Source organism: Ruegeria sp. CG4, from assembly GCF_056537185.1.
The window spans coordinates 120,214-143,477 of record NZ_JBQFRB010000006.1; the positions used below are offsets into that span (position 1 = coordinate 120,214).

Consider the following 23,264-nt stretch of genomic DNA (forward strand, 5'->3'; position numbering starts at 1 on the left):
GTGTGCAGCGAGCCTGATCCGTCTTGGCAACAGGTGCACAATCTCAAGTCTGCGGAAACCTGAAATGGCGGCTCGGGAGTTGGTAAATGGGCGATAGCGGCTTGAAAACATACGGCCCTTTCATCTCGGGTTCATTCCTGAACTGGCATGGTGAGACATTGCCGAGTGTTGACCCTGCGACGGGTCAGGAATGGTGTCGGTTTGCGTGTTGCGGGTCTGACGAGGTTGATCAGGCTGTTCGTGATGCGGACAAGGCGTTTCGAACCGGGCCCTGGGCCAATGCAACATCTTCGCAGCGCGCGGATATCCTAGATGGTCTAGCGGATGGGCTGCAGAGTCGCTGGGAAGAGCTTGTCGAGCCCGAAATCCGTGACAACGGCAAACGCATCGCCGAAGTCCGCGGACAGTTTTCCGGCTTGCACGGCTGGTACAGGTATTTTGCCGATCAGGCACGCCAGCTTTCGCCCGCGCTGCAATCGAACGGGGTGTTCGGAGTGGAAAGCATCGGCAATTGGATGCCTTACGGGGTGGTCGCCGCGATTACACCGTGGAATTCACCGCTGATGATCTTGGCGTGGAAACTGGCCCCCGCACTAGCCGCAGGGAATACGGTGGTGGTGAAACCATCCGAGATGGCGTCGGCCTCGACGCTGGAATTTGCGCGACTGGCGTGTGAATGTGGCTTGCCTTCTGGTGTATTGAACGTCGTGACAGGTCACGGGCATGAGACTGGTGAGGCGCTGGTGCGCCACCCGCTGACCCGCAAAGTGACCTTCACCGGCTCTGATATCGGCGGGCGCAAGGTTGCCGAGGCGGCAGCGGCCGGAGTTGTTCCAACGACCCTGGAACTGGGTGGCAAGTCCCCGCAGGTCGTGTTTGCCGATGTCGACCTGGAAAATGCGGTCAACGGCGTCATGTCGGGAATCTTTCTGTCGAATGGTCAGACCTGTGTCGCCGGGTCCCGTCTGATTCTGGAGGAAACGGTTGCCGCCGCCTTTACCAATCGCCTTCTGGAACGCGCCCGCATCCTTCGGCCTGGTGACCCGATGAAAACAGAGACGCAGATCGGACCGTTGGCGAACGAACCGCATTGGACCAAGGTTGCGGCCATGATCCGGCAGGCGAAGGCCGATGGCGCGATTTGCCTTCTTGATGGTACCGAGACAGGGGCCGGGTATCCCGGTTTTTATATCGGACCAACGATTTTTTCCGACGTGACACCGGACATGCAGGTCTGGCGTGAGGAGGTTTTTGGTCCGGTCCTTGCGATCACCACCTTCGCAACTGAAGACGAGGCCATCGAATTGGCCAACGACACCGACTATGGCCTGGCGGGCGGTGTATGGACCTCTGATCCGGACAAGGGCGCGCGCGTTGCCGGTGCCATTCATGCAGGCACGGTTTACATCAACCACTATCGAAGCGTCGATCCGGCAAGTCCCATCGGCGGGTTCAAACTGTCGGGATATGGCCGGGAACTGGGGCCGGATGCCGTCAAGGATTTCCTGCAAAGCAAATCGATCTGGACCGGTTCTTCCCCGGTTCCCGACCCCTTCCCGGACCCGACGGAAACAACCCTTTGTGACCCGGAAAGTATGGAGCAATGACATGAGCAATCCAGCCGACGACATCTTGTTCGCAATTCCCGAGGGTGATTTCCGGGGTCATGACCAGCAACAGGTATGGTCACTTGAGCATGATCCGGAACTGACCGAAGTCGGCCCCGGCACTCCTTGCGGCGAATATCTGCGGCGGTTCTGGATGCCGGTCGCGATGACGGATCAGATTGGCGATCTGCCCTATCGCCTGCGCATACTGGGCGAGGATCTTGTCCTGTTCCGGGAAAAGAAGGAAGGCAAGCTGGGCCTGACTCATCTGCACTGCTGCCACCGCAACATGAGCCTGGAATTCGGTATCGTCGAAGAGGGGGGCATCCGTTGTTCCTATCATGGCTGGAAATACGGTCTGGATGGCACGGTTCTGGAAACGCCCTGCGAACCCCCTGCCAGCCAGGTCAGGAAAAAGGCCTGTCTGGGGGCTTATCCGGTTATCGAATACAAGGGACTTGCCTTTGCTTATCTGGGTCCAAAGAACGAAATGCCGCCATTCCCAGTCATGGACACGTTCGATGATGAAGGAGACGAGCTTGTTCCCTATCTGATCAAATCTCCGTGCAACTGGCTGCAGGTGATGGAGAATGCCTGGGATCCATTCCATGTCGTATACCTGCACACGCTGGCCGCCCGCGTGCAGTTCACCGAAGCGTTCGCGCATATGCCGATGATTGAGTTCCACGACTGCGCCACCGGCGATTTCTATACCAACGTGCGCCGGGACGGGGACTATATCTGGGTGCGCGTGCACGATCACATGCTGCCCAGTTTCACGCAGAATGGCGGGCATTTTCCGGTGCCTGACCGCTCGCGCTATTTCGGTCGCGGCGGGCTGACGCGCTGGATCACACCGATTGATGACACCAATACGATGGTCATTGCCTGGCGGCACTTTCGCGCCCCCGAGTTCAATGATGACCCGCGAGGGTTGACCAATCGTGAAGAGGTCGGGTTCGGCAAAACGGATTTCTACGGACAGGGCCCTGACCGCCCATATGAAACGCGCCAACGCGATCCAGGCGACTACGACGCCTGGGTCAGTCAGGGCCCGATCAATATCCATGCCCGCGAAAACCTGTCGTTTACCGACCGTGGGGTCGCCAAGGCGCGGCGGATGGTACGCAATGCGATCCGGGCGCTGCAAAAAGGCGAGCGCCCCGCACAGCCGACCGACCATTTCACCGGCAGGGTGATCCCAACCTACGCCGGTGACACGGTGCTGAAGATCCCGCAGCAGGAAGGCCGCGACGACGGTGCCCTGCAGAAAGAAGTCAGCTTCAAGGTCGCCGAAGTCCTGAAATCGGGCGATCACCTGACCGGCAAACAGAGACGCGACTTTATCGTGAAGGAACTGAAGGCTTACGAATCTGGCTGGGCCTGACGGTGAAGGGCGAGGCGACAGGAAAAGGGGATTGGACATGACGCGCATACCGCACAATCCGGGGCGGGTGGAGTGGTCGGGGGAAAACCCGGGCATCTACCTGAAGCGGGATCCGGGTCAGGAGAGGTATGACACTCTGGCGCTTTTCTTCCGCGTGGTTGTATCGCCGTTCGGACGGGGTCATGCGGCCATCGTGCTAGGTGCGCCGGATGACGCACTCGGCTGGCCCAGGGTGCCAAATCTGATCATGACTGATAATCAGCGTATGATGCGTTGGATCGTCGATGGCTGGGTGACGAAAATGCCGACATTCGTAGGCAAGGCCGGGCTGTCCGCGATGACATGGCTGGACTGTGACAGCGTTGAAAAACGTCCCGGAGACCTCAAAACCAGGTATTCGGAGACCCTGCGTGGGTCTGGCGTGACACTCGAGATGATCTGGCGGGATATGGGCCCGCCGCTGCCGGTCGAGGTGACCAAAGAGAATTCGGCGACCAAGGAACACGAGATGTATTCCGTTTTTCTTGAGGCGGGCCAGGCGGAGATCAAGATCAACGGCACAACCCTGCCCGGCCAGGTGGCGGAACGTCAGTTCTTTGGCCGCACGATGAGCACCGCCTTTCTGGCCTTTTCAGAAACCTGGGTTACGCCGCAGGAGGATGCCTGATGCCACTGAATGAACCGATCACACCGGGCGTGGTTGACTGGACCGGGGAAAATCCCGGAATCCTGTTGAAAGATGACGACGGGAAAATTAGCGCGATGGCCTTGTTTTTCCGTGTTGCCTGGTCGCCTGTGGGACAGGGGCAGGTTCTGCTGCTGTACGGCACCCCCTCTCAGGTCGAAGGCACTTCGGATGCGCCGAATGTCATCCTCAGCGACAATCCCGATCTGACTGCTTTTCTGAAAAAGAACTTCATCAGCAAAATTGCAGCCTTTGCCAACGCGCCAGCTTTTGAAACCCTTCCGGAAATCGGCGCGCAGGTGGTTCGCAGCTCGGGTGACCCGATGAGCCATCGTTACTCTGAAACCATCGTTGGCGGAACCCTGACGGTTGAACTGGTCTGGGAGAAGCTTGAACCACCCCGCGCATTGGAGTTGTCCCCGCATGAGGTGGCATCGGGTGAACAGAACATGTTCTCGCTTCTGATTCCGGCACAATTCGCGCAGATCATTGTAAATGGGCGTGCATTGCCGGGAAAATTGGGGACACGGGTTCAGGCCGGGTTCGAGACTACGACCGCGTTCCTCTATTTTTCGGAAACCTGGATCATCCCGCCGGAGGTCTCATGACTCTGCACCCCGCCGACCAGCTGGCGTTTGACCGGGCGATGGTGACGCAACCGGTCTGGAACCGTTTCAACACGGCCTCCGAAGCAGTCGGGTTGGCCGAAAATGTGTTGTTGCATGCTGGTCCGGCGTTCTCTGCGCCGGAACAAATCACTGTACCGATCCTGAATTCCGCCTGTGTCGCGGCAGTCTGGGAAGGGTTGGCCCGGGATTTCGATCAGGCCGAAGCGATGATCATGGCACAGGAAATCCTGTTGCAACCAGCGCAAGACCATGACGTGGTCACACCACTGGCTGCCGTTGTCTCCGCAAATATGCCCCTTCACACGATTTACGATGCGTGGCGGGGACAGACGCGGGTATTCACCCCGATCAACGGCGGCGCGCGCCCGTCCATGCGGCTGGGTCTGCGATCCCAGGCAGTGCTGGATCATATCCGCTGGCTGAACACGCGATTTCTGGACATCCTGCAAAACGGCATCGCCGAGGGCATTGCACTTGTGCCTCTGGCGGTCATTGGTCTGGTGGGTGGTGATGATTGTCACGGGCGAACTCCCGTCAGCACGGCTGCGCTTGTCGAGGAACTGAAAGACCGCAGCCCGAGGGGCATTGATGACGCGGATGCGCTGGAATTCATGGCGACCTCACCGTCCTTGTTTCTGAACCTTTGGATGGCCGCAACCAAGATCATGATGAAGCTGGCCGAAGGGGTCGAAGGGTCCAGTTTCGTCACCGCGGCCGGCGGAAACGGGCGCGACGTCGGCATTCAGGTATCTGGCCTGCCCGGGCGTTGGTTCACCATTCCGGCCGCTCCGCCATCAGGTAAGTTCGATGTCGATCTACCGGCCGAGCGTGCCCTTGGCGCTATCGGTGACAGCGCTGTGGTCGACGCGTTCGGGCTGGGCGCCATGGCCATCGAACACAGCCCAGAGCAGTTAAAGGCTTTGGGTGCCTTTTTGCCTGGCGATGCCAGGACCCGTACATCCGGTTTGTCCGTGGGCGCGCACCCGTATTTCAATGCTTTTGATATCAGTCTGGGCTCGACCGCCCGAGGGGCGGTTGCGCAAGGGGCTGGTCCTGTGGTCAGCCTTGGCATTCTGGATCGGCTGGGACAGGCTGGGCGCTTAGGCGGTGGGATTTATGACATGCCGGTCGATCCCTTTGCCACAGCCTTGCGGGCGCTGTCTTCATGACAGAACTGAATGAACTTGGGGCGTTTGAGCTTGCCGCGCTGATCCGCGCGGGCCAAGCCAAACCGTCCGAAGTAATGGCCGCCCATTTGCATCGCATCGCACACAGAGAGCCTGAAATTGGTGCCTTCGAATACCTCGATGCAGAGCATGCCATGGAGCGGGCAACCCGAGCCGACGCTCTGCCCGTCAACGGGCCGCTGTTTGGGGTGCCTTTCGCGATCAAGGACATCATTGATACCGAAGACATGCCAACAGGATGGGGCAGTGACTTGTATGCGGGGCGGCAGCCAACACGCAATGCGGCCTGCGTTCAGGCATTCATAGATGCGGGCGCGATTGCAGTCGGCAAGACGGTGACAACCGAGTTCGCCTATTTTCGCCCGGGCAAGACGGCAAACCCCCACAACACCTTGCACACACCCGGCGGATCTTCGTCAGGCTCAGCCGCAGCGGTGGCCGACTTCATGGTGCCGCTGGCCTTTGGTTCGCAAACGGCAGCTTCCCTGATCCGGCCAGCGGCCTATTGCGGGGTATATGGGTTTCGGCCAACTATCGGTGGCTATCCGCTGGACGGAGTCATGGGTTTGTCGCAAAGCCTGGATACCCTGGGCGTGCTGGCCCGAAACCCCCGTGATCTTTTGTTGGCGGATTCTGTCTTGCGGGGAACCGATGTGCCGCCGCTGCCAGACTTCCAAGACAACTTGCCGCGTATCGGGCTGATGCGTGGCCCACACTGGATGGATGGTACGGTCGAAATGCGCGATACATGTACTCGTGCGCTGGCTGCAATTGCGGCGGCCGGAGCCGACACAGCAGAGGTCGCCTGCCCGCAGGTGTTTTCCGGACTTTCCGACGCCCAAAACACCGTCATGAGTTATGAGGCCGCCCGGTTGCGCGCTGTCGAATACAGCGCGGGCGAGTCCGCGATCAGCCCGCAATTCCATTCGCTGATCGAGAACGGCCTTGGGGTGCGTGATACGGACTACCGGCAGGCGCTGACAATCCGCGACAGCGCGTCTGTCGTTCTGAACCAGTTGTTCCGGGATATTGATGCCTTGCTGGTGCCATCGGCTCCGGGACCTGCACCTAAGGGGTTGGAAGCCACCGGCGATCCACTGTTTTCCCGAATGTGGAACCTGTTGCAGGTCCCGTCCTGCGCCGTACCGTTCGGGGCTGATCCAAGCGGCCTGCCGTTGGGATTTCAGTTGATCGCACCATGCGGTGCCGACGCGCGGTTGTTGGGTATTGCGCAATGGGTTCATGATATTCTTCAGGCTGAGCCATAGAATAATAGACACGAATCCCGGTCCAAGTGGCGTGTAGGCTGCTGACAACTTGGTTTTCAACAGTTCTTGCTGGGGCCACGGGTTCCGCTTCAAAACAAAATTCTGTCGCACGACTATCGGTCGATCGAGCAAGTGCATGTCGCTAACGAGAACTTTTGTCGCAAATCGGCTTGTCGAAGCATTGGCGCGACGGCAAGATCAATTGCATGAGAGCGAGTCACATCTTGAACCCTCTGGACCGTCGCGCGACCGGTTGCGATCTGGTCGCGTCAGCCTGAAGCGCGGGCATCTGCCCGGGCTCATCTGCGCTGTGACGATCATATCCGGAAAACTTCATGACATTTCAAAGACTGCGTCTGGCCATCGATATTGGCGGCACATTTACCGATACGGTTCTGGTATCCGGTGAAGAGACGATACTGGCTTCGACAAAAACGCTGACCACGCACCAGAACCCGGCAGATGGCGCGATGGAGGGCGCGGTGCGCGTAATGGCACAGTCCGGGCACGACCTGAATGAAGTAACAGGGTTCATTCACGGGACCACCCTTGCAACCAATGCGCTGATTGAGCGGCGCGGTGCGGTTGTAGCGACGGTGACGACCGAAGGGTTCCGGGACATCCTTGAGATCGCGTACGAGCGGCGCTATTCGCAATATGACATCAATCTGGAAAAGCCCGATCTGCTGGTGCCGCGCGAACGGGCGCTGACCGTTCGTGAACGGATGGCGGCGGATGGCAGTGTGCTGATCCCTCTGGAGGATGACGCGATTGATGCATTGTTGGCCGATCTAGACGCCAGCGGTGCCGAGGCGGTCGCGATCTGTCTGATGCATGCTTATGCCAATCCCGACCATGAGCGGCGCCTGCGCGATGCGCTAGCCGAGAAACGTCCCGGTTTGACGGTTTCGATCTCGTCCGATGTCAGCCCCGAGGCGCGTGAATTCGACCGTCTCTGCACCACGGTTGCCAATGCCTATATCCAGCCGCTGATGGAAAGCTATCTCGAACGGTTCGTCGCCCGGTTTGAGGCCGAGGGCGTGACCTGCCCGATCCTGATGATGACTGCAGGGGGTGGCATGTGCACGGTACGAACCGCCGCCCGGTTTCCGATCCGACTGGTGGAAAGCGGACCAGCGGGCGGTGCCATCCTTGCCGCGCGCATCGCGGCGCGGGCTGGGATTTGCGATGTTCTGTCCTTTGATGTGGGCGGCACAACCGCCAAGCTGTGCCTGATTGATAGCGCCCGGCCCCAAACCTCACGCCAGTTCGAAATCGCGCGCGCAGCTAGGTTCATCAAGGGATCGGGCATGCCCGTGCGCATTCCGGTGATAGAAATGATCGAGATTGGCGCGGGTGGTGGTTCCATCGCGGGTGTCGATCGTCTGGGCCGCCTGACCGTCGGCCCGAAATCGGCCGGATCGGAACCCGGCCCGGTGGCCTTTGGCCGAGGCGGCACAGAACCAACCGTGACCGACAGTGACATCACGCTGGGTTACATCGTGCCGAACACTTTTGCCGAAGGGCACATCAAGCTTGATGCCGAAGCCTCAAAAGAGGCGCTTACCCGTGTGATCGGATCACGCCTGGACACCGATGCGACGGGATCGGCCGATGGGGTCAGCCGGATCGTCGATGAAAGCATGGCCAGCGCTGGCCGGATGCATGCCGTGGAATCGGGCAAGGATCTGGGTCCGCGCACCATGATCGCCTTTGGTGGTAACGGGCCGCTGCACGCCAGCCGTGTGGCGCGTTCGGCCGGGGTCAGCCGGATCGTGATCCCGCCCAATCCGGGCGTCGGCTCGGCGGTGGGTTTCCTGTTCGCACCAGTCAGTTTTGAGATCGTGCGCTCGCGCTACTCGCTGCTGGAGACGCTGGATTTTGACGGGATCAACACCCTGTTCGCTGACATGATTGCCGAGGCCAGTGGCGTTGTTGCACAAGGTGCAGGCGATGCGCTTACCGAGACGCAACGCACTGCCTTTATGCGCTACAACGGTCAGGGTCACGAGATCGAGATTCCCCTGCCCGACCGTGCCTTAACGGCGGATGATATCAGCCCGCTGATAACGGCGTTCGAAACGGAATACCGCAAGCAGTTCTCCCGCCCTGTGCCGGGGATGCAGATCGAGATTCTGAATTGGGCCGTGCGCGTTGCCACGCCGGATGCCGAGGTGACGGATATTCCGACAACACCTGATCTGACCACGATCACACCTTCCGAGACGCGCCCCATCTCCTGTGATGTTGACGGGCAGAAAAAGCAGGCAAGCTTTGTCCCCCGCGACAGCCTGAGACCCGGCGACCGGATACATGGCCCGGCACTGATCACCGAACCGCAGACCACAACATTGGTCTCGGCTGATTTCTCGGCGCATGTGGACGCCATTGGAAACCTCGTCCTGCTCCAGGACCAGAAAGGAGGCGCATGATGACTGCCGATCATTCTCCCGCCCGCCTGCAAGTGATGTGGAACCGACTGCTGGCAGTGGTCGAGGAACAGGGCCAGACCCTGATCCGCGCGGCGTTTTCGCCCATTGTGCGGGAATGTGGCGACATCTCTGCCGGGATTTTCGATATCTCCGGCCGGATGCTGGCACAGGCGGTCACCGGCACACCGGGCCATATCAACACCATGGCCGAAGCGGTGATGCATCTGCGCGAGCGTTTCCCGGTGCAGAACATGAAGCCCGGCGACATCTACATGACCAATGATCCCTGGCTCGCCTCGGGGCATCTGAACGATTTTCTGCTGATGATGCCTGCGTTCAAGAATGGCGAGGTCGTGGGCTTTACTTCGTGCACCTCGCATCTGGTCGATCTGGGTGGCCTCGGCATGGGGCCAGAGGGTTCGGACATCTATGACGAAGGTCTGCTGATCCCGCCCTGCAAACTGGTCGAAGAAGGCGTGCCGAACGCGCTGCTGCTCGACATCGTCCGCGCCAACAGCCGCGAGCCCATCGCAAACGAGGGCGACATATATGCGCTGATCGCCTGTTGCGAAGCGGGTGTGAGCCGGCTGGTCGACATGATGGACGAGTTCGGCATCGACGATCTGGACAAGCTGGGCAACTACATCATCGACACCTCGCGCCGTGGTACGCTTGAGGCGATCGCCGAAGTGCCGGAAGGCGTCTACAGGAACGCGCTGAAGATGGACGGCTATGAGAACGAACTGGAACTGCACGCGACACTGACCGTAAGCAAATCGGGCATGCATGTTGATTTCACCGGCACCTCGGGTTGTTCGCGCAAGGGTATCAACGTGCCGCTCAACTATGCCACCGCCTATACAGTGTTCGCACTGCGTTGCATCGTCGGCTCTGACATCCCCAACAATGCCGGATCGTTGGAACCGTTCACCGTGGACGGACCAAAGGGCTGTATCCTGAATGCACAGCGCCCGGTGCCGGTCGCCATGCGGCATACGCTGGGACAGGTGACGCCGGATCTGGTGCTGGGGTGTCTGCATCAGGCGCTTCCCAATGCAGTGCCGGCCGAAGGTGCCTCGTGCATGTTCGACCTGCCAATGCGTCATGCGCCGGAAGTGGCCCGTGATGGTGGACGCGAGTTCGCCGTTGAACCGGTACATAATGGCGGCACCGGCGCGCGGCCACACGCGGATGGCCTGTCGGCCACTGCTTACCCTTCGGGCGTATTCGGATCACAGGTCGAGATCACTGAAAGCGTGGCACCCGTCACCATCTGGCGGCGCGAACTGCGCCCCGATTCCGGCGGCGCAGGCACGTATCGCGGCGGATTGGGTCAACGGATCGAGATGACCTCGGCCAACGGTGCACCCTTCATCGTATTCCTCTCGGTCGAACGGCTGAAGTTCCCCGCCCTGGGGCGTATGGGCGGACGGCCAGGCGCACCCGGGCGCATCCGTTTCCGCGACGGAGAAGGCGACATTCCCGGCAAGGGCGAGTTGCGGGTCGAAGGCGGCGACTATCTGATTTTCGAAACCCCCGGCGGAGGTGGTTTCGGAGATCCCTCCGAACGCGACGCACAGGCACTTGCGCTGGATCTGAAACGCGGCCTGATCAGCGAGGACGGCGCCAAATCCTACGGCGTTGTGTCATGATCCGCCCGGTTTCCCATGTAGGCGCGATGGCGGCGTATGCGCTGGCCGATCTCGGCGGCGCGGACACCATCTCGTTGGCCCAGAACGAAAGTGCCTTTCCTGCAAGCCCCGCTGCCATCGCGGCGGGACAGGCTGCAATGAGTGATTTGCCACTCTACCCCGATCCGGAGTGGCCGGAACTGCGCGCCGCTATTGCCGATGTGCATCGGCTGGATCCGGCGCGGGTGTTATGCGGCGCCGGCTCGATGGAACTGATTGGTTGCCTGATCCGGGCCTATGCCGGACCTGGCGACCGGGTTCTTGGTACGGACTATGGATATGCGTTCGTCTCGTCCGCTGCGGCGCAGGTGCAGGCTGATTATGTCAAGGCCCGCGAAATTGACCTGACTGTATCCGTTGACGACATTCTGGCTGCGATGTCGTCCAAGACGCGGATCGTTTTTGTCTGCAACCCCGGCAACCCGACGGGCACCTTGATTCCGAACTCCGAGATCCTGCGCCTGCGGGACGGGTTGCCCGCAGATGTTTTGCTGGTCGTGGATCAGGCCTATGCCGAGTTCTCTGACGAGACCAATGACCCCGCCGGAATTTTTGCCCTGACTGACGGGGGCGATACCGTGGTCATGCGGACGTTTTCCAAGGCTTATGGTCTTGCGGGTGCTCGGGTGGGCTGGGGGTATTTCCCGCCGACGATTGCGACTGAGATACGAAAGCTTCTGAATCCCAACAATATATCGATCGCCTCGCAAGCCGCCGCAACCGCCGCGATGCGCGATCAGGCGCATATGCGGGACGTGATTGCCCGAACCGCCGACATTCGCGACCGCTTCGCCGATCAATGCCGCGCCATGGGCCTGCGCGTCCCCGAAAGCCAAACCAACTTCGTCCTGCTGCGTTTTGCCTCGGCCGAAGAAGCACAACGTGCGGATGCGGCGCTGCGTGCTGAAAATCTGTTGATGCGCGGAATGGGTGGCTATGGGCTGAGCGACTGCCTGCGCGCCACCATATGCGAGGCACCGGTCATGGATCGATGCCTGGCGGTGCTAAAAAAGGTGATATCATGATTTGCGAAACACGAAGACGAGCCAAAATCGGCGTCCTTGTGCCCTTCACCAATACCAATCTGGAACCGGATATGGAATTGATGCGCCCGCCGGACACCACCGTCCATTTCCAGCGCATGGGTGGGTACGACGTGGACGAGATTCCGGGATCGGACCAGATGGCAGGACTTGGCGCATCCGATATCAGTCACGACCTGCGAATGATCGCGGGCGTTCGGCCGGACGCGGTATTATACGGTTGCACTTCTGCCACGCTGACTCATGGCCCGTCATTTGACGCGGATCTTGCACGGCAGATAAAATCCGGTTCGGGCGCGCTTTCTCTGACCGCCGCAGGGTCACTGATTGCGGCGATTACAGCGCTGGGAGCTGCCAAAGTCGGGTTTTCCTCGCCCTACCTGGGGGAAATCAATGCACAGGCGATTGATTTCATGAATCAAAACGGCATCGAAACCGTTCGTTGCGCTGACATAGGCCGCGAACTGGGGAATTATGGTCAGGGTGAACTGACCCCGGATGAGGTTTTTGATCTGGCCTGTCAGGCCGATCATCCCGACGCGCAGGCAATTGTTCTCAGTTGCACGGACATGCGATCCGTAGAAGCAATTGACCGGATCGAAGAAAAGCTGGGCAAACCAGTGGTGACGTCAAATCAGGCGATGATGTTCTGCCTTATGCGGGCCCTGAATCTTCCGCGTCACGATGCGTTGCCAGGCCAGTTGTTCGAGTGGCTTTGATCTTCGCCCGTATTCAAGTGCTGTTGGCAGCGTCGTAGATCAGTGCGCCAAGGTCCGAGAACTTTGATCCGGCATGGTTGAGGCCGAGAACCGCGTCCCGAATGGCGGCGGCCCGTTCTGTACCCAGCGACGGGCTGGCGAATTCCATGAATTTTCCGACAACCTCGTCCTGATCCATCGGCGCTTCGGGGCCGCCGCGCGCGTGTACGTCACCCGAGTTCAGCACCTGTCCGTCGGTCAGAGTGATGCTGACATCGGCAGTGCGGCTTTGCGGGAAGCGGTCAGAGTGGCGTGCGGTTTCAGCAACGGTGATGCGCTCGACAATGCTGGCCACCAGCGGGTCGGACAGACCTGCGCCGGTGATGTGCTCGACACCGATCCGGCCATGTGCCGCCATTGTGGCGACCGCAAAAGGCAGCGAGTATTGCGCCTTGGACGTATCATCCGGCATGCCCCGGAACAGGCAGGCGCTTTCCTTGAAGGTGTTCACGTGGATGGCCGCGATATCCTGATGGCTCAGGTTGTTTTCGCGCATCAATGCGCGCGTTGCGTCAATGGCAGCGTGAGCCCAGCGGCAAATCGGATAGGGTTTCACATACTGATGTTCCATCTGCCAAAAATGGCCCAGGTCCTGCCAATGCGCGGCGACCTCTTTCGCCTCAATGGTGATGGCAGGCGCGCCGGTAAAGCCCTTTTCTGCCAGAACCGCCGAGGAAATACCCACCAACGCCCCCCAGCCCGAGCCGTCGTGCAACATGGTCGGGTTAGCGATCTCTCGCATCATCTGACTGCGCGGACCGTGATATTCGGCGATGCCCATGGCCTGCCGCATCTGTTCAGCGCTCAGGACGCGAAGACGGGCTGCAACCGCCACCACGCCCAATGCATTCCAGGCGCCCGACGTATGATAGTCGCTGACCGTATCATGCAGAGAAATCCCGGCTCGTCCGGCAACTTCATACCCAATCGTCACGGCGGCCAGCGCTTCAGGCCCCGAGAAATCGGGCACCGTTTCCGCCAGTGCCGCCAGGGCGGGAACCACGACGACCCCGATATGGCCCTTTGTCGGGTTATACCCGTCATGACCGTCCAGATTGTCTGTTTGGGTCGCGGCTGCGTAAGCGGCTCCGGCCACGCTGACCCTGCGGCCATCGAACAACATGCGTGCGCTCAGCCCCTGTTCACCGGCACCGTATAAGGCTGCCGCGCAGTCTCTTGCGATTTGCCCGGCCTTCATGGGGCCAGCGCCGATGGCGATGCCCAAAGTGTCGAGCAGCATCAGAGCCGCCGCATTGAGAGTGGAGTCCGGAATGTCCTGCGGTTGGCGCCCCAGTGTGAAATCGGCAACGGCTTGAAAGGTGTCTGTCACGGTGTCCTGCGGGCGTTTTCTTTTGACTTCCCGAAAATTCTAGCAGGGTTTACGATTGGCAGGACGAAAACTATCGGGGGCATTGGCCCTTGATTTTTTGCGACACTTTCCAATCTTTGCGGGACCAAAAAGAACCGTTCAGGCGTCGCTGACGGACAAGAAGGTGCACAGTATGCGCTTCACTTTGGTTCTGCGTCCCATCTGAGATACCGTTGCCATGATGAATCTGCCCCACCTCACCTTCCTGCGCTCGTTCGAGGCGGCAGCGCGCCATCTGAGCTTTACCAGCGCGGCGCAGGAACTGAACTGCACGCAGTCGGCGGTCAGCAACCACGTGCGCTCGCTTGAGGAATTTTTGCATCGTCCGCTTTTTGTTCGCCATGCCCGGTCATTGACCCTGACAGATGTGGGTGAGGCCTATCTGCCATCCGTGCGCCATGCCCTGAACGAAATCGACGTGGCCACGCAATCCGTCATTCTGAACACGCACAAGCGGCGGGTCGTGGTGTCCTGCCCTGTCAGCCTGGCGGAAAACTGGTTGCCGGATGTAATCCGGGGCTTCAACGCCGTGCATCCGGATATCGATCTGACGGTCCATGGCACCGTCTGGACAGATGTCGGCGCAAATGTTTCTGATATTTCTCTGACGATCAATCATGCTGAAGACGTGGCGGAAGGTGCCAGATGTCTTTGGGTTGAAAAGCTGGCCGTGGTCTGTGCTCCTGATTTTTTGGTCGATGGAAGACCCCTGACCGACCCCGCCCAATTGCAGGATGCGTCACTGATCCACATTCTGGGTCGCCCCGCCTATTGGGAGCGTATTGCGCAGCATTTCGGATTATCGGATCTGAACCAAAAGGACGGCTTGCGCACCAATATTTCGAACCTGGCAATGGAGATGGCGGTCAAGTCTCTGGGGTGCATAGCACTACCCCGTTCGCTTGCGCGACCCTATGTCGACAGGGGATTTTTGGTTGAACCTTTTAGCTTTGAGCTGGAAAGCCCATGGGCTTATTTCATGCAGCTCAAAGAAAAATCGGCCTCGCCTCCGGTCAGGCTATTTCAGGATTGGCTTTTGAAGGCTGCCGCTGAAATGAGTACCTGACCGGAACAAGCTGCACTGTTTGTTATGCGCCGACTTCTTCCACAACCGGGGCCGTGTCGCGTAGGCGGTGCCCTGCGGGGTCAAAGGGCGGCTCAGCCAGGATTTTGGCCTTGTGCGGTTTCCCAAGAATGAAGACATCGACCGTATCGCCGGGCTTGGCGACAGCGGGGTTGGCATAGCCGATGGCAAGGGATTTGCCGACTGAATAGCCGTAAGCGCCCGAGGTCACGCGACCGACCGGTGTGCCGTCCGGGGTAAAGATCGGCTCGCCGCCTGTCGCATCGGCATCGGTTACGTCGACCTCGAAGATCGACAGAACTTCGCGGGCGGCGTTATCCTTGATGGCCAGATAGGCGTCCTTGTGCAGGAAATCCTTGTCCAGCTTGATCAGGCCCGCCAGCCCGACCTCCTGCGGCCAATATTCCTGTGAATACTCGCGACCCCACGAGCCATAGCCCTTCTCGATCCGCAACGACCCAAGCGCACGGCCGCCCACCGGGCCGCCATTGCAATCCTTCGCCGCCTCAAGCAGCGCAGAGTAGAGCCTGATCTGGTCCTCTTCGGCGCAGTGCAACTCCCACCCCAGGTCACCGGTAAAGCTGACACGGATCGCGAGGCAGGACACGCCTGCCACCTCGATCGTGGCCGATCGCATGAAACGGAAGGACTCGTTCGACAGGTCCGCATTGGTCAACCGCTGCAGAAGGTCACGCGATTTGGGCCCTGCGACGTTGAAACCCGCGATCCGGTCTGTCGCCACCTCGAACGTGGTGCTCTCGGGCAGGTCGATCATGTTGAAGAACCGTTGATGATAGCGTTCGGCCATGCCCGAGCCGATCATCATGTATTCGTCGTCAGCCACCTTGGTGATGGTAAAGTCACCTGCCACGCCACCGCGCACCGAGATCAGTGGTGTCAGGCAGGACCGGCCAATCTGGGTCGGCACCCGGTTGGCGACCAGCTTGTCCAGCCACGCATGGGCGCCTGGCCCCTTGATCACATAGTTTGCAAAGTTCGAGATATCGATCACGCCAACGCTCTCGCGCAGCATCTTCACCTCGCGGCCCACCGGTTCCCACCAGTTCTGTCGTGTGAAACCGTTTGTTTCGACCGCCCCGGGCTGATCTGCAAACCAAAGCGGGTGTTCCCAGCCGCAGTTCAGGCCAAAGACACAACCCATGTCCTTTTGCATCTCATAGGCCGGGCGCACGCGGGCCGGTCGCCCGGCACTGCGTTCCTCGTTCGGGAAATGGATGGCGAAGCGGTGGGTATACTGATCCTCGACCCGCGCCTTGGTGAATTTCTTGTCCGCCCAGTCGCCGAACCGGGCCAGATCCCAGGCAAACATGTCGTATTGCGGCTCTCCCTCGATCATCCACTGCGCCGCAAGCAAGCCCAGACCGCCCGATTGCGAAAAGCCGGGGATAATACCGGTGCAGCAGAAATAGTTCCGCAGCTCCGGGACCGGCCCCCAGATCGCGTTGCTGTCCGGGGACCAGATCATCGGTCCATTGATCACCCGCTTGACCCCGGCCGTGGCGGCCACCGGCACACGCTCGGTGGCGCGGATCACATTCTCCATGATCCGGTCCAGGTCATCGGGGAACAGGTCATGGGCAAAGTCCAGCGGCGTACCGTTTTCTGCCCAGAACTTCATGTCTTTTTCATAAGCTCCGATCAGCAGGCCGTTGCCTTCCTGGCGGAAGTAGTATTCGCCATCCCGGTCGGCGATCGAGGGCAGACGCCGGCCCAGGCTCGCGACCTCGCTAATCGCCTCGGTCACGAAATACTGGTGTTCGGTCGGCTGCAATGGCAGCTCGATCCCCGCCAACGCCGCGACTTCGCGTCCCCAGAGGCCCCCGGCATTGACCACCCATTGAGTATGGATGTCGCCTTTTTCGGTGCGCACGATCCACGAACCGTCGGGCTGTTGTTCCGTCCCGATGACCGGGCAAAACCGCTCGATCGATGCGCCCATTGCGCGGGCCCCTGCGGCATAGGCGTGGGTCACACCCGAAGGGTCAACATTGCCGCCGTCGGGTTCGTACATGATGCAACGGATGTCATCGAACTGCGCCAGTGGGTGCAACTCCTTGGCCTGCTCGCGGCTGATTTCGTGAAAGTTCAGCCCGTAGAACCGCGCTTTGGCCTCCTGCAGACGCAACTGGTGTTCACGGTTCTCGGTCTGCGCCAGATACAGCGAGCCCGGTTGGAACACGCCGCAACCCTGTCCAGTTTCCTTCTCCAGCTCTTTATACAGGTTCATTGTATAATGCTGGATGCGGGTGACGTTGTTGTTATCGTGCAGCCCGTGAATATTTGCCGCCGCATGCCAGGTCGATCCGCTGGTCAGTTCGTCCCGTTCCAGCAGGACAACGTCCCTCCAGCCCAGCTTGGCCAGGTGATACAGGATCGAGCAACCAACAAGGCCGCCTCCGATCACTACAGCCTGCGCGTGCGTCTTCATCGGTGTTCCTTCTCGAAATCAAAGACGTCAGATATTCTGAGTCATCATGGTTTTGGTCATCCGACCATTTCTCGTTCGTCGGATAACGGCACGATTCGTGACAAAACTAAACGATCACCTGTTGCTCGACCTGCAAAATATTGTGGGGCAAAGCCCCGGAGATTTTCCATGCATACTGATTGAGAATGAACATGCAGGACCAAAGCTATTGGATCATCACAAATTCAATGGGTTGATGTGTCAAAAAGAAAATGCCCGACAGATTCAGCAATTGGTATCAATAGGTTCGACATGTCCTGCATACGCCGTCATAGTGGCGTTCAAGAGGCAGTCGCTTTGACTCGCCGGTCATCCAGGGGGTTGCAATGGCTTTGGTCAGAGGTTTTTTGCCGATCATCGACACGGCGCATTTTATGCCCCGCGACAACGTTCTAAGATGCCGGACGCTGCAGACGGGACCGTCTGCATACCGCAATCAGCAAAGGCTTGAACTGTGAACCCGGATTTCAGAATTTCTGCGTCCCCCAGACACGAATTGCGTAATACCCGCAATCAGGGAACGACGTTCCTGGCACTCGCGTTTCTGTTCAGTGTTTTTGTCAATCTGCTGATGCTGACCGGGCCATTGTTCATGTTGCAGGTCTATGACCGGGTTTTGGGATCGCGCGCGGTCGAGACGCTGACGGCGCTGTTCCTGCTGGTTGCACTGCTTTATGTCCTGATGGCCATGCTGGATTATGCACGCGGCAGGATTGTCGCCCGGTTCGGGGCCCGGTTCCAATCCGCTTTGGACGAACGGGTGTTCGACGCCACGTTGCGGCGATCGCTTGATCCGAAAACGAGATCCGCACCGGCAACGGCATTGCGGGACCTCGAAATTATCCAGAAACTATGCGCGTCTCCCGTTCTGTTGGCGGTGATGGACATCCCCTGGACGCCGGTGTTTCTGGCCGCGATCTTCCTGTTTCACCCATTGCTTGGCTGGCTGGCCGTTGGTGGCGGTTCGCTGCTGATATTCATTGCTCTGCTCAACCAGGTTCTGACCCGGAACAAAGTAGCGGAAGCCCAGCGGGCATCGGCGCAGGCGAACTCGTTTTCCGAACATGCCAGGCAAGCCGCGGAAGTGGTCCGATCGCAAGGAATGCAGAGGGCTGTGACCCAGCGGTGGTTGCGGCAACGGTCGAGTGCATTGTCACAGACCATTTCCGCCAGCGATTGGACTGGAAGCTTTACTTCGCTGACCAAATCGCTGCGGCTGTTTTTACAATCCGCGATGCTGGCGCTTGGGGCTTGGCTAGTGCTGCGCAATGAATTGTCGCCCGGTGCGATGATTGCAGGCTCGATCCTTTTGGGCCGGGCATTGGCGCCCGTGGAACAGGCGGTGGGCCAATGGGGGATGATCCAGCAGGCGCGGACGGCCTGGGTTTCGTTGAACCGATTTCTGGACACCACCCCGCCCGAGTTGCCGCGTACCAAGTTGCCGGTGCCAAAAGCGAAATTGGAGGCCAAGCGCCTGACCGTCATTCCGCCGGGTGCCGATACACCGACACTGCGCAATGTCACGCTGCGCCTGGAACCGGGCAAGGCGTTGGGAGTTATCGGCAAAAGCGGGTCGGGTAAAACGACACTTGCCAAGGCCCTGCTGGGGCTGTGGCAACCGGCCGGGGGCGAAATACGGTTGGGCGGTGCGACGCTGGATCAGTATGATCCGGACGATCTGGGGCAGCATATCGGCTATCTGCCGCAACAGGTTACCCTGTTCAACGGAACGGTGGCCGAGAACATCGCCCGGATGTCTGAAAACCCCGATCCCGAGGCAGTCGTTGATGCTGCGAAGAAAGCCAATGCGCATGACCTGATCCTGACACTGGAAAAAGGGTACGACACCTTTCTGGAAGGCAATGACAGCCAGCTTTCAGGTGGCCAAAAACAACGCATTGCCTTGGCACGCGCCCTATATGGGGACCCGGTCCTGTTGATTCTGGACGAACCGAACTCGGCCTTGGACGCAGACGGAACCGAGGCTTTGAATGCCGCCGTTCGTGGCCTGAAGGCCGAAGGTAAGGGGGCGATCATCATGACACATCGTCCGCAGGCAATCTCGGAATGCGATGATCTGGCCGTGGTCGAACGCGGTCAAGTTGTGAAGTTCGGCAGTCGGGACGAGATTTTGAGCGCGGCTGTGCAAAACGCCGAAGCCATCAAACGAAAATTCAATCAGGTAGGCAGCTGATGGCGGCGAATCTTGAACAACATCCACGTCCGGCGTGGCGCATTACGGTTCCGGCGCTTGTCGGTTTCTCTGCCTTGGCCATCCTGGTTGGCGGACTGGGGCTCTGGTCGGTGCAGACAGAATTGGCGGGGGCAATCGTCTCGCAAGGGGTGATCGAAGTCCAAAGCAACCGCCAGGTCGTCGAACACCCCGACGGTGGTGTGGTCGGTGAAATCTTTGTGCGGGACGGCGATGTCGTCGCCGAGGGCGATTTACTCCTGCGGCTGGATGATACGTTTTTGTCGTCGGAAAAAAGCATTGTCGAATCTCAGCTTTTCGAACTTCTGGCGCGGAAATCGCGGCTGGAGGCTGAACGCGACGGAAGCAACGCAGACGGTTTGGCATCCAGTCTAAGCGCCCTTCAGCAACAGGAAAACATCGATTCAGATCTGATTGATGGCCAACAACGGCTTTTTGAGGCGCGGATCGATACGATGGCCCAGCAGAAAGAGCAACTGGGCAAACAAATCACCCAGATCGAAAGTGAGATCGAAGGCACACAGGCCCAGTTGGTGTCGCTGCGCACTCAGGTCGATCTGATCCAGAACGAGTTGGAGGATCAGGAAAACCTGCTCAAGCGCGGTTTGACGCAGGCCAGCCGGGTGTCGGCCCTTCAACGTGAAAATGCCAGCCTGACCGGTGAAATTGGTCGTCTTGAAGCATCGGTGGCCCGCCTGAAAGGCCAGATCGCCGCAACAGAGATTCAGATCGTCGAGCTCACCGCCACACGGCGGGAGGAGGCGATCACCGCGTTACGTGAAGTGCAGGCGCAGGTGTCAGAACTGTCGGAACGCAGGCTGGCCTTGACCGAGCGTTTGTCGCGTCTGGACATCCGTTCACCGGTCTCGGGGTCAGTCTATGACAGTCAGGTTTTTGCGCTGCAATCGGTGATTCAGCCCGGTGAGCCGATGATGTATGTTGTGCCGCAGAACACACCGCTGCTGGTTGCCGCGCGTGTGGATGCGCTGCATGTTGATCAATTGTATGTCGGACAAGAGGTCGCCCTGCGCTTCCCGGCGTTCAATCAGCGTGAGACACCTGAGATCGATGGTCATGTGATAAATGTATCTGCCGACACCTTCATGGACGAGAGTACTGGATTTACATTCTACCGGACAGAAGTAGCCCCTGACGACGGCGAAGTTGAACGACTGAACGGGCAAGCTCTGCTTCCCGGTATGCCGGTTGAGGCGATGATCAAAACGGATGAACGTACACCGCTGTCCTATCTGATCAAGCCGATGGCCGATTATTTCAATCGCGCGTTCCGCGAGTAACCAGGCGCATCATCGCGCCGGGTTTCAGGCCGCTTCCAGATTTCCGAGCAGGATCGAGGTCATGTCGACCGAAAACTGTCCATCCACGGCGACAGCGTTTGTGCCCGTTGCATAGTTTACGTTGGTCGGGGTAATCCCGGAAAGATCCGCAGCGGAGTCCAGAAACACCCATTCCGCAGGATGTGTGGTCGGTAGACCAACAGCGACCTGCAATACCGCCAGCGCATCCAGAGCGTTTACCGTTCCGTCCTGTGTTATGTCGGCCGCGATCAGGTTTTCAGGCGTGGCGGGCCCCCAGGTCGGATCAAGCCCCACGGATATACGCAGGACCTGCAGTGCATCCAGTGCGGTTATCTGGTCGCTGGCGGTCGAATAGCTTTTTACAACATCGAATTGACCAGGGAACGTGCCGGAAGGCAGGCCCAGATCAAATTGCCCGCTCTCATCGGCAAAAACACTGATCGTGCCACCTCCGTTTGGAGTGAACCTGATTTCTGCGTCCGCCAGCGCTGGATTGGCCGTTTGTGTGTCGACTGTGATGTCCCCCAGCACGCCACCCGAGCCTTCAGGCACGAGCCCGCCAAAATTGCCGAAATTGACCGGGATATGGTCAGGCCCGCCAAACCCCGCCCCAAAGATGTCGGCGCTGGTCAACGGGCCACCAGTTGCGGAGTGAACCAGAATGGTTTCATTGACGTAGTCAATCTGCGCGCCTTGCGCTGTCGCGGTGAAAGTCAGTTGCGATGGGGTTCGCATCAGCGGGTAGTCGAACAGATCCAGCCGGTCCAGACCCGGCTGGAAGTCAGTAATCGTGGTCGTGTCGCTGCCGTAGTTCATGGCAAAGATATCGGCGCCGGAACCTCCGGTCATCGTTGTGGCGCCTGTGCCAGCGATCAGAATGTCGTCTCCCGCCCCACCCAGAAGGGTCGAGTTCAGGATACTGCCGGTCAGCATATCATCCAGCGCAGTTCCGTTGACGATGCCCAGCCCTTCGTCGACCACCCCCAGATCGGCGATCGGTACAGTCAATTGGGTCAGGCCGGATTCCTGTTGCGAGGCAGCAAGGATCTGTAACTCGTCCCCGACCTGGGCAACGCTGATCGTTTCGACGTTCTGCAAACCGCTTGCCAGAGTATCTGCGAAACTGTCCAGATAGATCAGCTGGCCGTCGGGTGTCAGGGTAAACAGGGTAAGCCCGTCATCGCCACCTCCGGCCACAACAAAGGCCCGCCCGTTTGCTTCAACGACTGCCAGATCCTGAACCGTTTCAAACCGCGTGCCGAAGGAATCAAGAACATGGTCCGTCGGTGTCAAACGTCCGTCACCGCCCAACTTCATGACGCTGAGAGAGTTGCTGCCCGAACCCGCCACCAACACCCAGGATAGTCCGTACGCCTGCACCACTTCGATAGCTGTCGGAGTGGCAATGCCCAGTGTCGACAGAGAGGCGCTGTTATCCACCGTGGTCAGGATTCCGGTCGTATCGTCTATTTCGTAGGTGGAGATCACATTGCTGGCCCCATCCGCAGTGATCAAGAAATGTCCGGATTCGGATTTCAGGCTTTGCATCGAATCGGCCTGTCCGGGGGTGATGCCTGCCAATGACAGCGATCCGTCCGTGCTCACATGATAGGTCGCAATATTGCCGCTGTCCTCGTGGGCAATTGCCAGAAATTCAACTGGCCCGACAGTGATCCCTGCCATGGCCGCGATGTCGCCACCGCCCGACAGAGTGCCTGTTTCCCGCAAGGTTCCGATGGAGCCGTCAGCCAGCAGATCGTATCCAACCAGACCCGTTGCGGAATCGACATCCAGAATCAGCCGGTCCTGCCCCCCAAGTGTCACCGGCATCCCGCCGCGCCCGACCTGAAACGTTATCGAGCCGCTGAAATATTGCGTGTCCTGAAGTTGTGGAATCGCGCCGTTTGCCAATGTCCAGACAGCGATACCGCCGCCGGGTCCGGTCACGCTGTAAAAATACGTGGTCCCGTTAAACGTTTTTAAAGCCGTATCGCCGATACCTGAATCGAGCGCCGTGCTCGCCGTTTCTACCACGCCTTGGAAATTGAACTTCATATCTGATCACCCCACGCCGATGCCGGCTTTGATAACAGGGTGCTCTGACG

16 protein-coding genes are annotated in these 23,264 nt (G+C 59.3%); 13 read left to right on the forward strand and 3 right to left on the reverse strand.

The genetic code is table 11. From position 1 onward, the window contains the following. Nucleotides 1-86: 86 nt before the first annotated feature. The 10 genes from ACR0J2_RS16115 to ACR0J2_RS16160 all read left to right on the forward strand — a co-directional run bounded on the left by ACR0J2_RS16115 (nucleotide 87) and on the right by ACR0J2_RS16160 (nucleotide 12,648). Entirely contained in the window at nucleotides 87-1,607 is a 1,521-nt protein-coding gene (locus ACR0J2_RS16115; RefSeq protein ID WP_480813206.1) for an aldehyde dehydrogenase, read from the forward strand. Between the two features lies 1 nt (nucleotide 1,608). Then, complete coding sequence (locus ACR0J2_RS16120) at nucleotides 1,609-2,994, forward strand: Rieske 2Fe-2S domain-containing protein (RefSeq protein WP_480813207.1); 1,386 nt, start codon at nucleotides 1,609-1,611, stop codon at nucleotides 2,992-2,994. A gap of 37 nt (nucleotides 2,995-3,031) precedes the next feature. Beyond that, a complete protein-coding gene (locus ACR0J2_RS16125; RefSeq protein ID WP_480813208.1) occupies nucleotides 3,032-3,661 on the forward strand; it encodes a hypothetical protein in 630 nt (209 codons plus the stop codon). Then, nucleotides 3,661-4,287, forward strand: coding sequence for a hypothetical protein (locus tag ACR0J2_RS16130; RefSeq protein WP_480813209.1), 627 nt, complete (start codon nucleotides 3,661-3,663; stop codon nucleotides 4,285-4,287). The genes ACR0J2_RS16125 and ACR0J2_RS16130 overlap by 1 nt, the downstream gene beginning before the upstream one ends. Next, nucleotides 4,284-5,477: a YlbE family protein gene (locus ACR0J2_RS16135; RefSeq protein ID WP_480813210.1), complete on the forward strand. Its 1,194-nt coding sequence runs from the start codon at nucleotides 4,284-4,286 to the stop codon at nucleotides 5,475-5,477. Before ACR0J2_RS16130 ends, ACR0J2_RS16135 begins: the two co-directional genes overlap by 4 nt. After that, nucleotides 5,474-6,763, forward strand: a complete 1,290-nt coding sequence (locus ACR0J2_RS16140) for an amidase (protein ID WP_480813211.1) — start codon at nucleotides 5,474-5,476, stop codon at nucleotides 6,761-6,763. The genes ACR0J2_RS16135 and ACR0J2_RS16140 overlap by 4 nt, the downstream gene beginning before the upstream one ends. A 335-nt stretch (nucleotides 6,764-7,098) precedes the next feature. Further along, the gene (locus ACR0J2_RS16145; RefSeq protein WP_480813212.1) at nucleotides 7,099-9,195 is read left to right on the forward strand and encodes a hydantoinase/oxoprolinase family protein; all 2,097 of its coding nucleotides are present in this window, start codon (nucleotides 7,099-7,101) and stop codon (nucleotides 9,193-9,195) included. After that, entirely contained in the window at nucleotides 9,195-10,847 is a 1,653-nt protein-coding gene (locus tag ACR0J2_RS16150) for a hydantoinase B/oxoprolinase family protein (protein ID WP_480813213.1), read from the forward strand. The genes ACR0J2_RS16145 and ACR0J2_RS16150 overlap by 1 nt, the downstream gene beginning before the upstream one ends. Beyond that, a complete protein-coding gene (locus ACR0J2_RS16155; RefSeq protein WP_480813214.1) occupies nucleotides 10,844-11,911 on the forward strand; it encodes a pyridoxal phosphate-dependent aminotransferase in 1,068 nt (355 codons plus the stop codon). The genes ACR0J2_RS16150 and ACR0J2_RS16155 overlap by 4 nt, the downstream gene beginning before the upstream one ends. A gap of 38 nt (nucleotides 11,912-11,949) precedes the next feature. Then, on the forward strand, nucleotides 11,950-12,648 hold the full coding sequence (locus tag ACR0J2_RS16160; RefSeq protein ID WP_480813215.1) for a maleate cis-trans isomerase family protein: 699 nt from the start codon (nucleotides 11,950-11,952) through the stop codon (nucleotides 12,646-12,648). 13 nt (nucleotides 12,649-12,661) lie between these two features. Here the strand turns inward: ACR0J2_RS16160 and ACR0J2_RS16165 are convergent, their stop codons facing one another. Then, nucleotides 12,662-14,017 carry an MmgE/PrpD family protein gene (locus tag ACR0J2_RS16165; RefSeq protein WP_480813216.1) on the reverse strand — a complete coding sequence of 452 codons (1,356 nt, stop codon included), beginning with the start codon at nucleotides 14,015-14,017 and terminating at the stop codon, nucleotides 12,662-12,664. 220 nt (nucleotides 14,018-14,237) lie between these two features. Here ACR0J2_RS16165 and ACR0J2_RS16170 point away from each other — a divergent pair, with 220 nt between their 5' ends. Next, nucleotides 14,238-15,122: a LysR substrate-binding domain-containing protein gene (locus tag ACR0J2_RS16170; protein WP_480813217.1), complete on the forward strand. Its 885-nt coding sequence runs from the start codon at nucleotides 14,238-14,240 to the stop codon at nucleotides 15,120-15,122. Between the two features lie 22 nt (nucleotides 15,123-15,144). Here the strand turns inward: ACR0J2_RS16170 and ACR0J2_RS16175 are convergent, their stop codons facing one another. Continuing rightward, nucleotides 15,145-17,589 carry a GcvT family protein gene (locus tag ACR0J2_RS16175; protein ID WP_480813218.1) on the reverse strand — a complete coding sequence of 815 codons (2,445 nt, stop codon included), beginning with the start codon at nucleotides 17,587-17,589 and terminating at the stop codon, nucleotides 15,145-15,147. Between the two features lie 535 nt (nucleotides 17,590-18,124). Between ACR0J2_RS16175 and ACR0J2_RS16180 the strand changes: the two genes are divergently transcribed. Next, nucleotides 18,125-19,822: a type I secretion system permease/ATPase gene (locus tag ACR0J2_RS16180; protein WP_480813219.1), complete on the forward strand. Its 1,698-nt coding sequence runs from the start codon at nucleotides 18,125-18,127 to the stop codon at nucleotides 19,820-19,822. Continuing rightward, nucleotides 19,822-21,138, forward strand: a complete 1,317-nt coding sequence (locus ACR0J2_RS16185; protein ID WP_480813220.1) for an HlyD family type I secretion periplasmic adaptor subunit — start codon at nucleotides 19,822-19,824, stop codon at nucleotides 21,136-21,138. Before ACR0J2_RS16180 ends, ACR0J2_RS16185 begins: the two co-directional genes overlap by 1 nt. Before the next feature lie 24 nt (nucleotides 21,139-21,162). On the opposite strand, the gene ACR0J2_RS16190 is transcribed toward ACR0J2_RS16185, so the two are convergent. Further along, the gene (locus ACR0J2_RS16190) at nucleotides 21,163-23,214 is read right to left on the reverse strand and encodes a beta-propeller fold lactonase family protein (RefSeq protein WP_480813221.1); all 2,052 of its coding nucleotides are present in this window, start codon (nucleotides 23,212-23,214) and stop codon (nucleotides 21,163-21,165) included. Between the last annotated feature and the right edge of the window lie 50 nt (nucleotides 23,215-23,264).

Excerpts from the sequence above, each read along its gene's own strand:
- ACR0J2_RS16115 (WP_480813206.1), top strand. The coding sequence starts at position 87 with ATGGGCGATAGCGGCTTGAAAACATACGGCCCTTTCATCTCGGGTTCA.
- ACR0J2_RS16120 (WP_480813207.1), top strand. The coding sequence starts at position 1,609 with ATGAGCAATCCAGCCGACGACATCTTGTTCGCAATTCCCGAGGGTGAT.
- ACR0J2_RS16125 (WP_480813208.1), top strand. The coding sequence starts at position 3,032 with ATGACGCGCATACCGCACAATCCGGGGCGGGTGGAGTGGTCGGGGGAA.
- ACR0J2_RS16130 (WP_480813209.1), top strand. The coding sequence starts at position 3,661 with ATGCCACTGAATGAACCGATCACACCGGGCGTGGTTGACTGGACCGGG.
- ACR0J2_RS16135 (WP_480813210.1), top strand. The coding sequence starts at position 4,284 with ATGACTCTGCACCCCGCCGACCAGCTGGCGTTTGACCGGGCGATGGTG.
- ACR0J2_RS16140 (WP_480813211.1), top strand. The coding sequence starts at position 5,474 with ATGACAGAACTGAATGAACTTGGGGCGTTTGAGCTTGCCGCGCTGATC.
- ACR0J2_RS16145 (WP_480813212.1), top strand. The coding sequence starts at position 7,099 with ATGACATTTCAAAGACTGCGTCTGGCCATCGATATTGGCGGCACATTT.
- ACR0J2_RS16150 (WP_480813213.1), top strand. The coding sequence starts at position 9,195 with ATGACTGCCGATCATTCTCCCGCCCGCCTGCAAGTGATGTGGAACCGA.
- ACR0J2_RS16155 (WP_480813214.1), top strand. The coding sequence starts at position 10,844 with ATGATCCGCCCGGTTTCCCATGTAGGCGCGATGGCGGCGTATGCGCTG.
- ACR0J2_RS16170 (WP_480813217.1), top strand. The coding sequence starts at position 14,238 with ATGAATCTGCCCCACCTCACCTTCCTGCGCTCGTTCGAGGCGGCAGCG.
- ACR0J2_RS16175 (WP_480813218.1), bottom strand. The coding sequence starts at position 17,589 with ATGAAGACGCACGCGCAGGCTGTAGTGATCGGAGGCGGCCTTGTTGGT.
- ACR0J2_RS16185 (WP_480813220.1), top strand. The coding sequence starts at position 19,822 with ATGGCGGCGAATCTTGAACAACATCCACGTCCGGCGTGGCGCATTACG.
- ACR0J2_RS16190 (WP_480813221.1), bottom strand. The coding sequence starts at position 23,214 with ATGAAGTTCAATTTCCAAGGCGTGGTAGAAACGGCGAGCACGGCGCTC.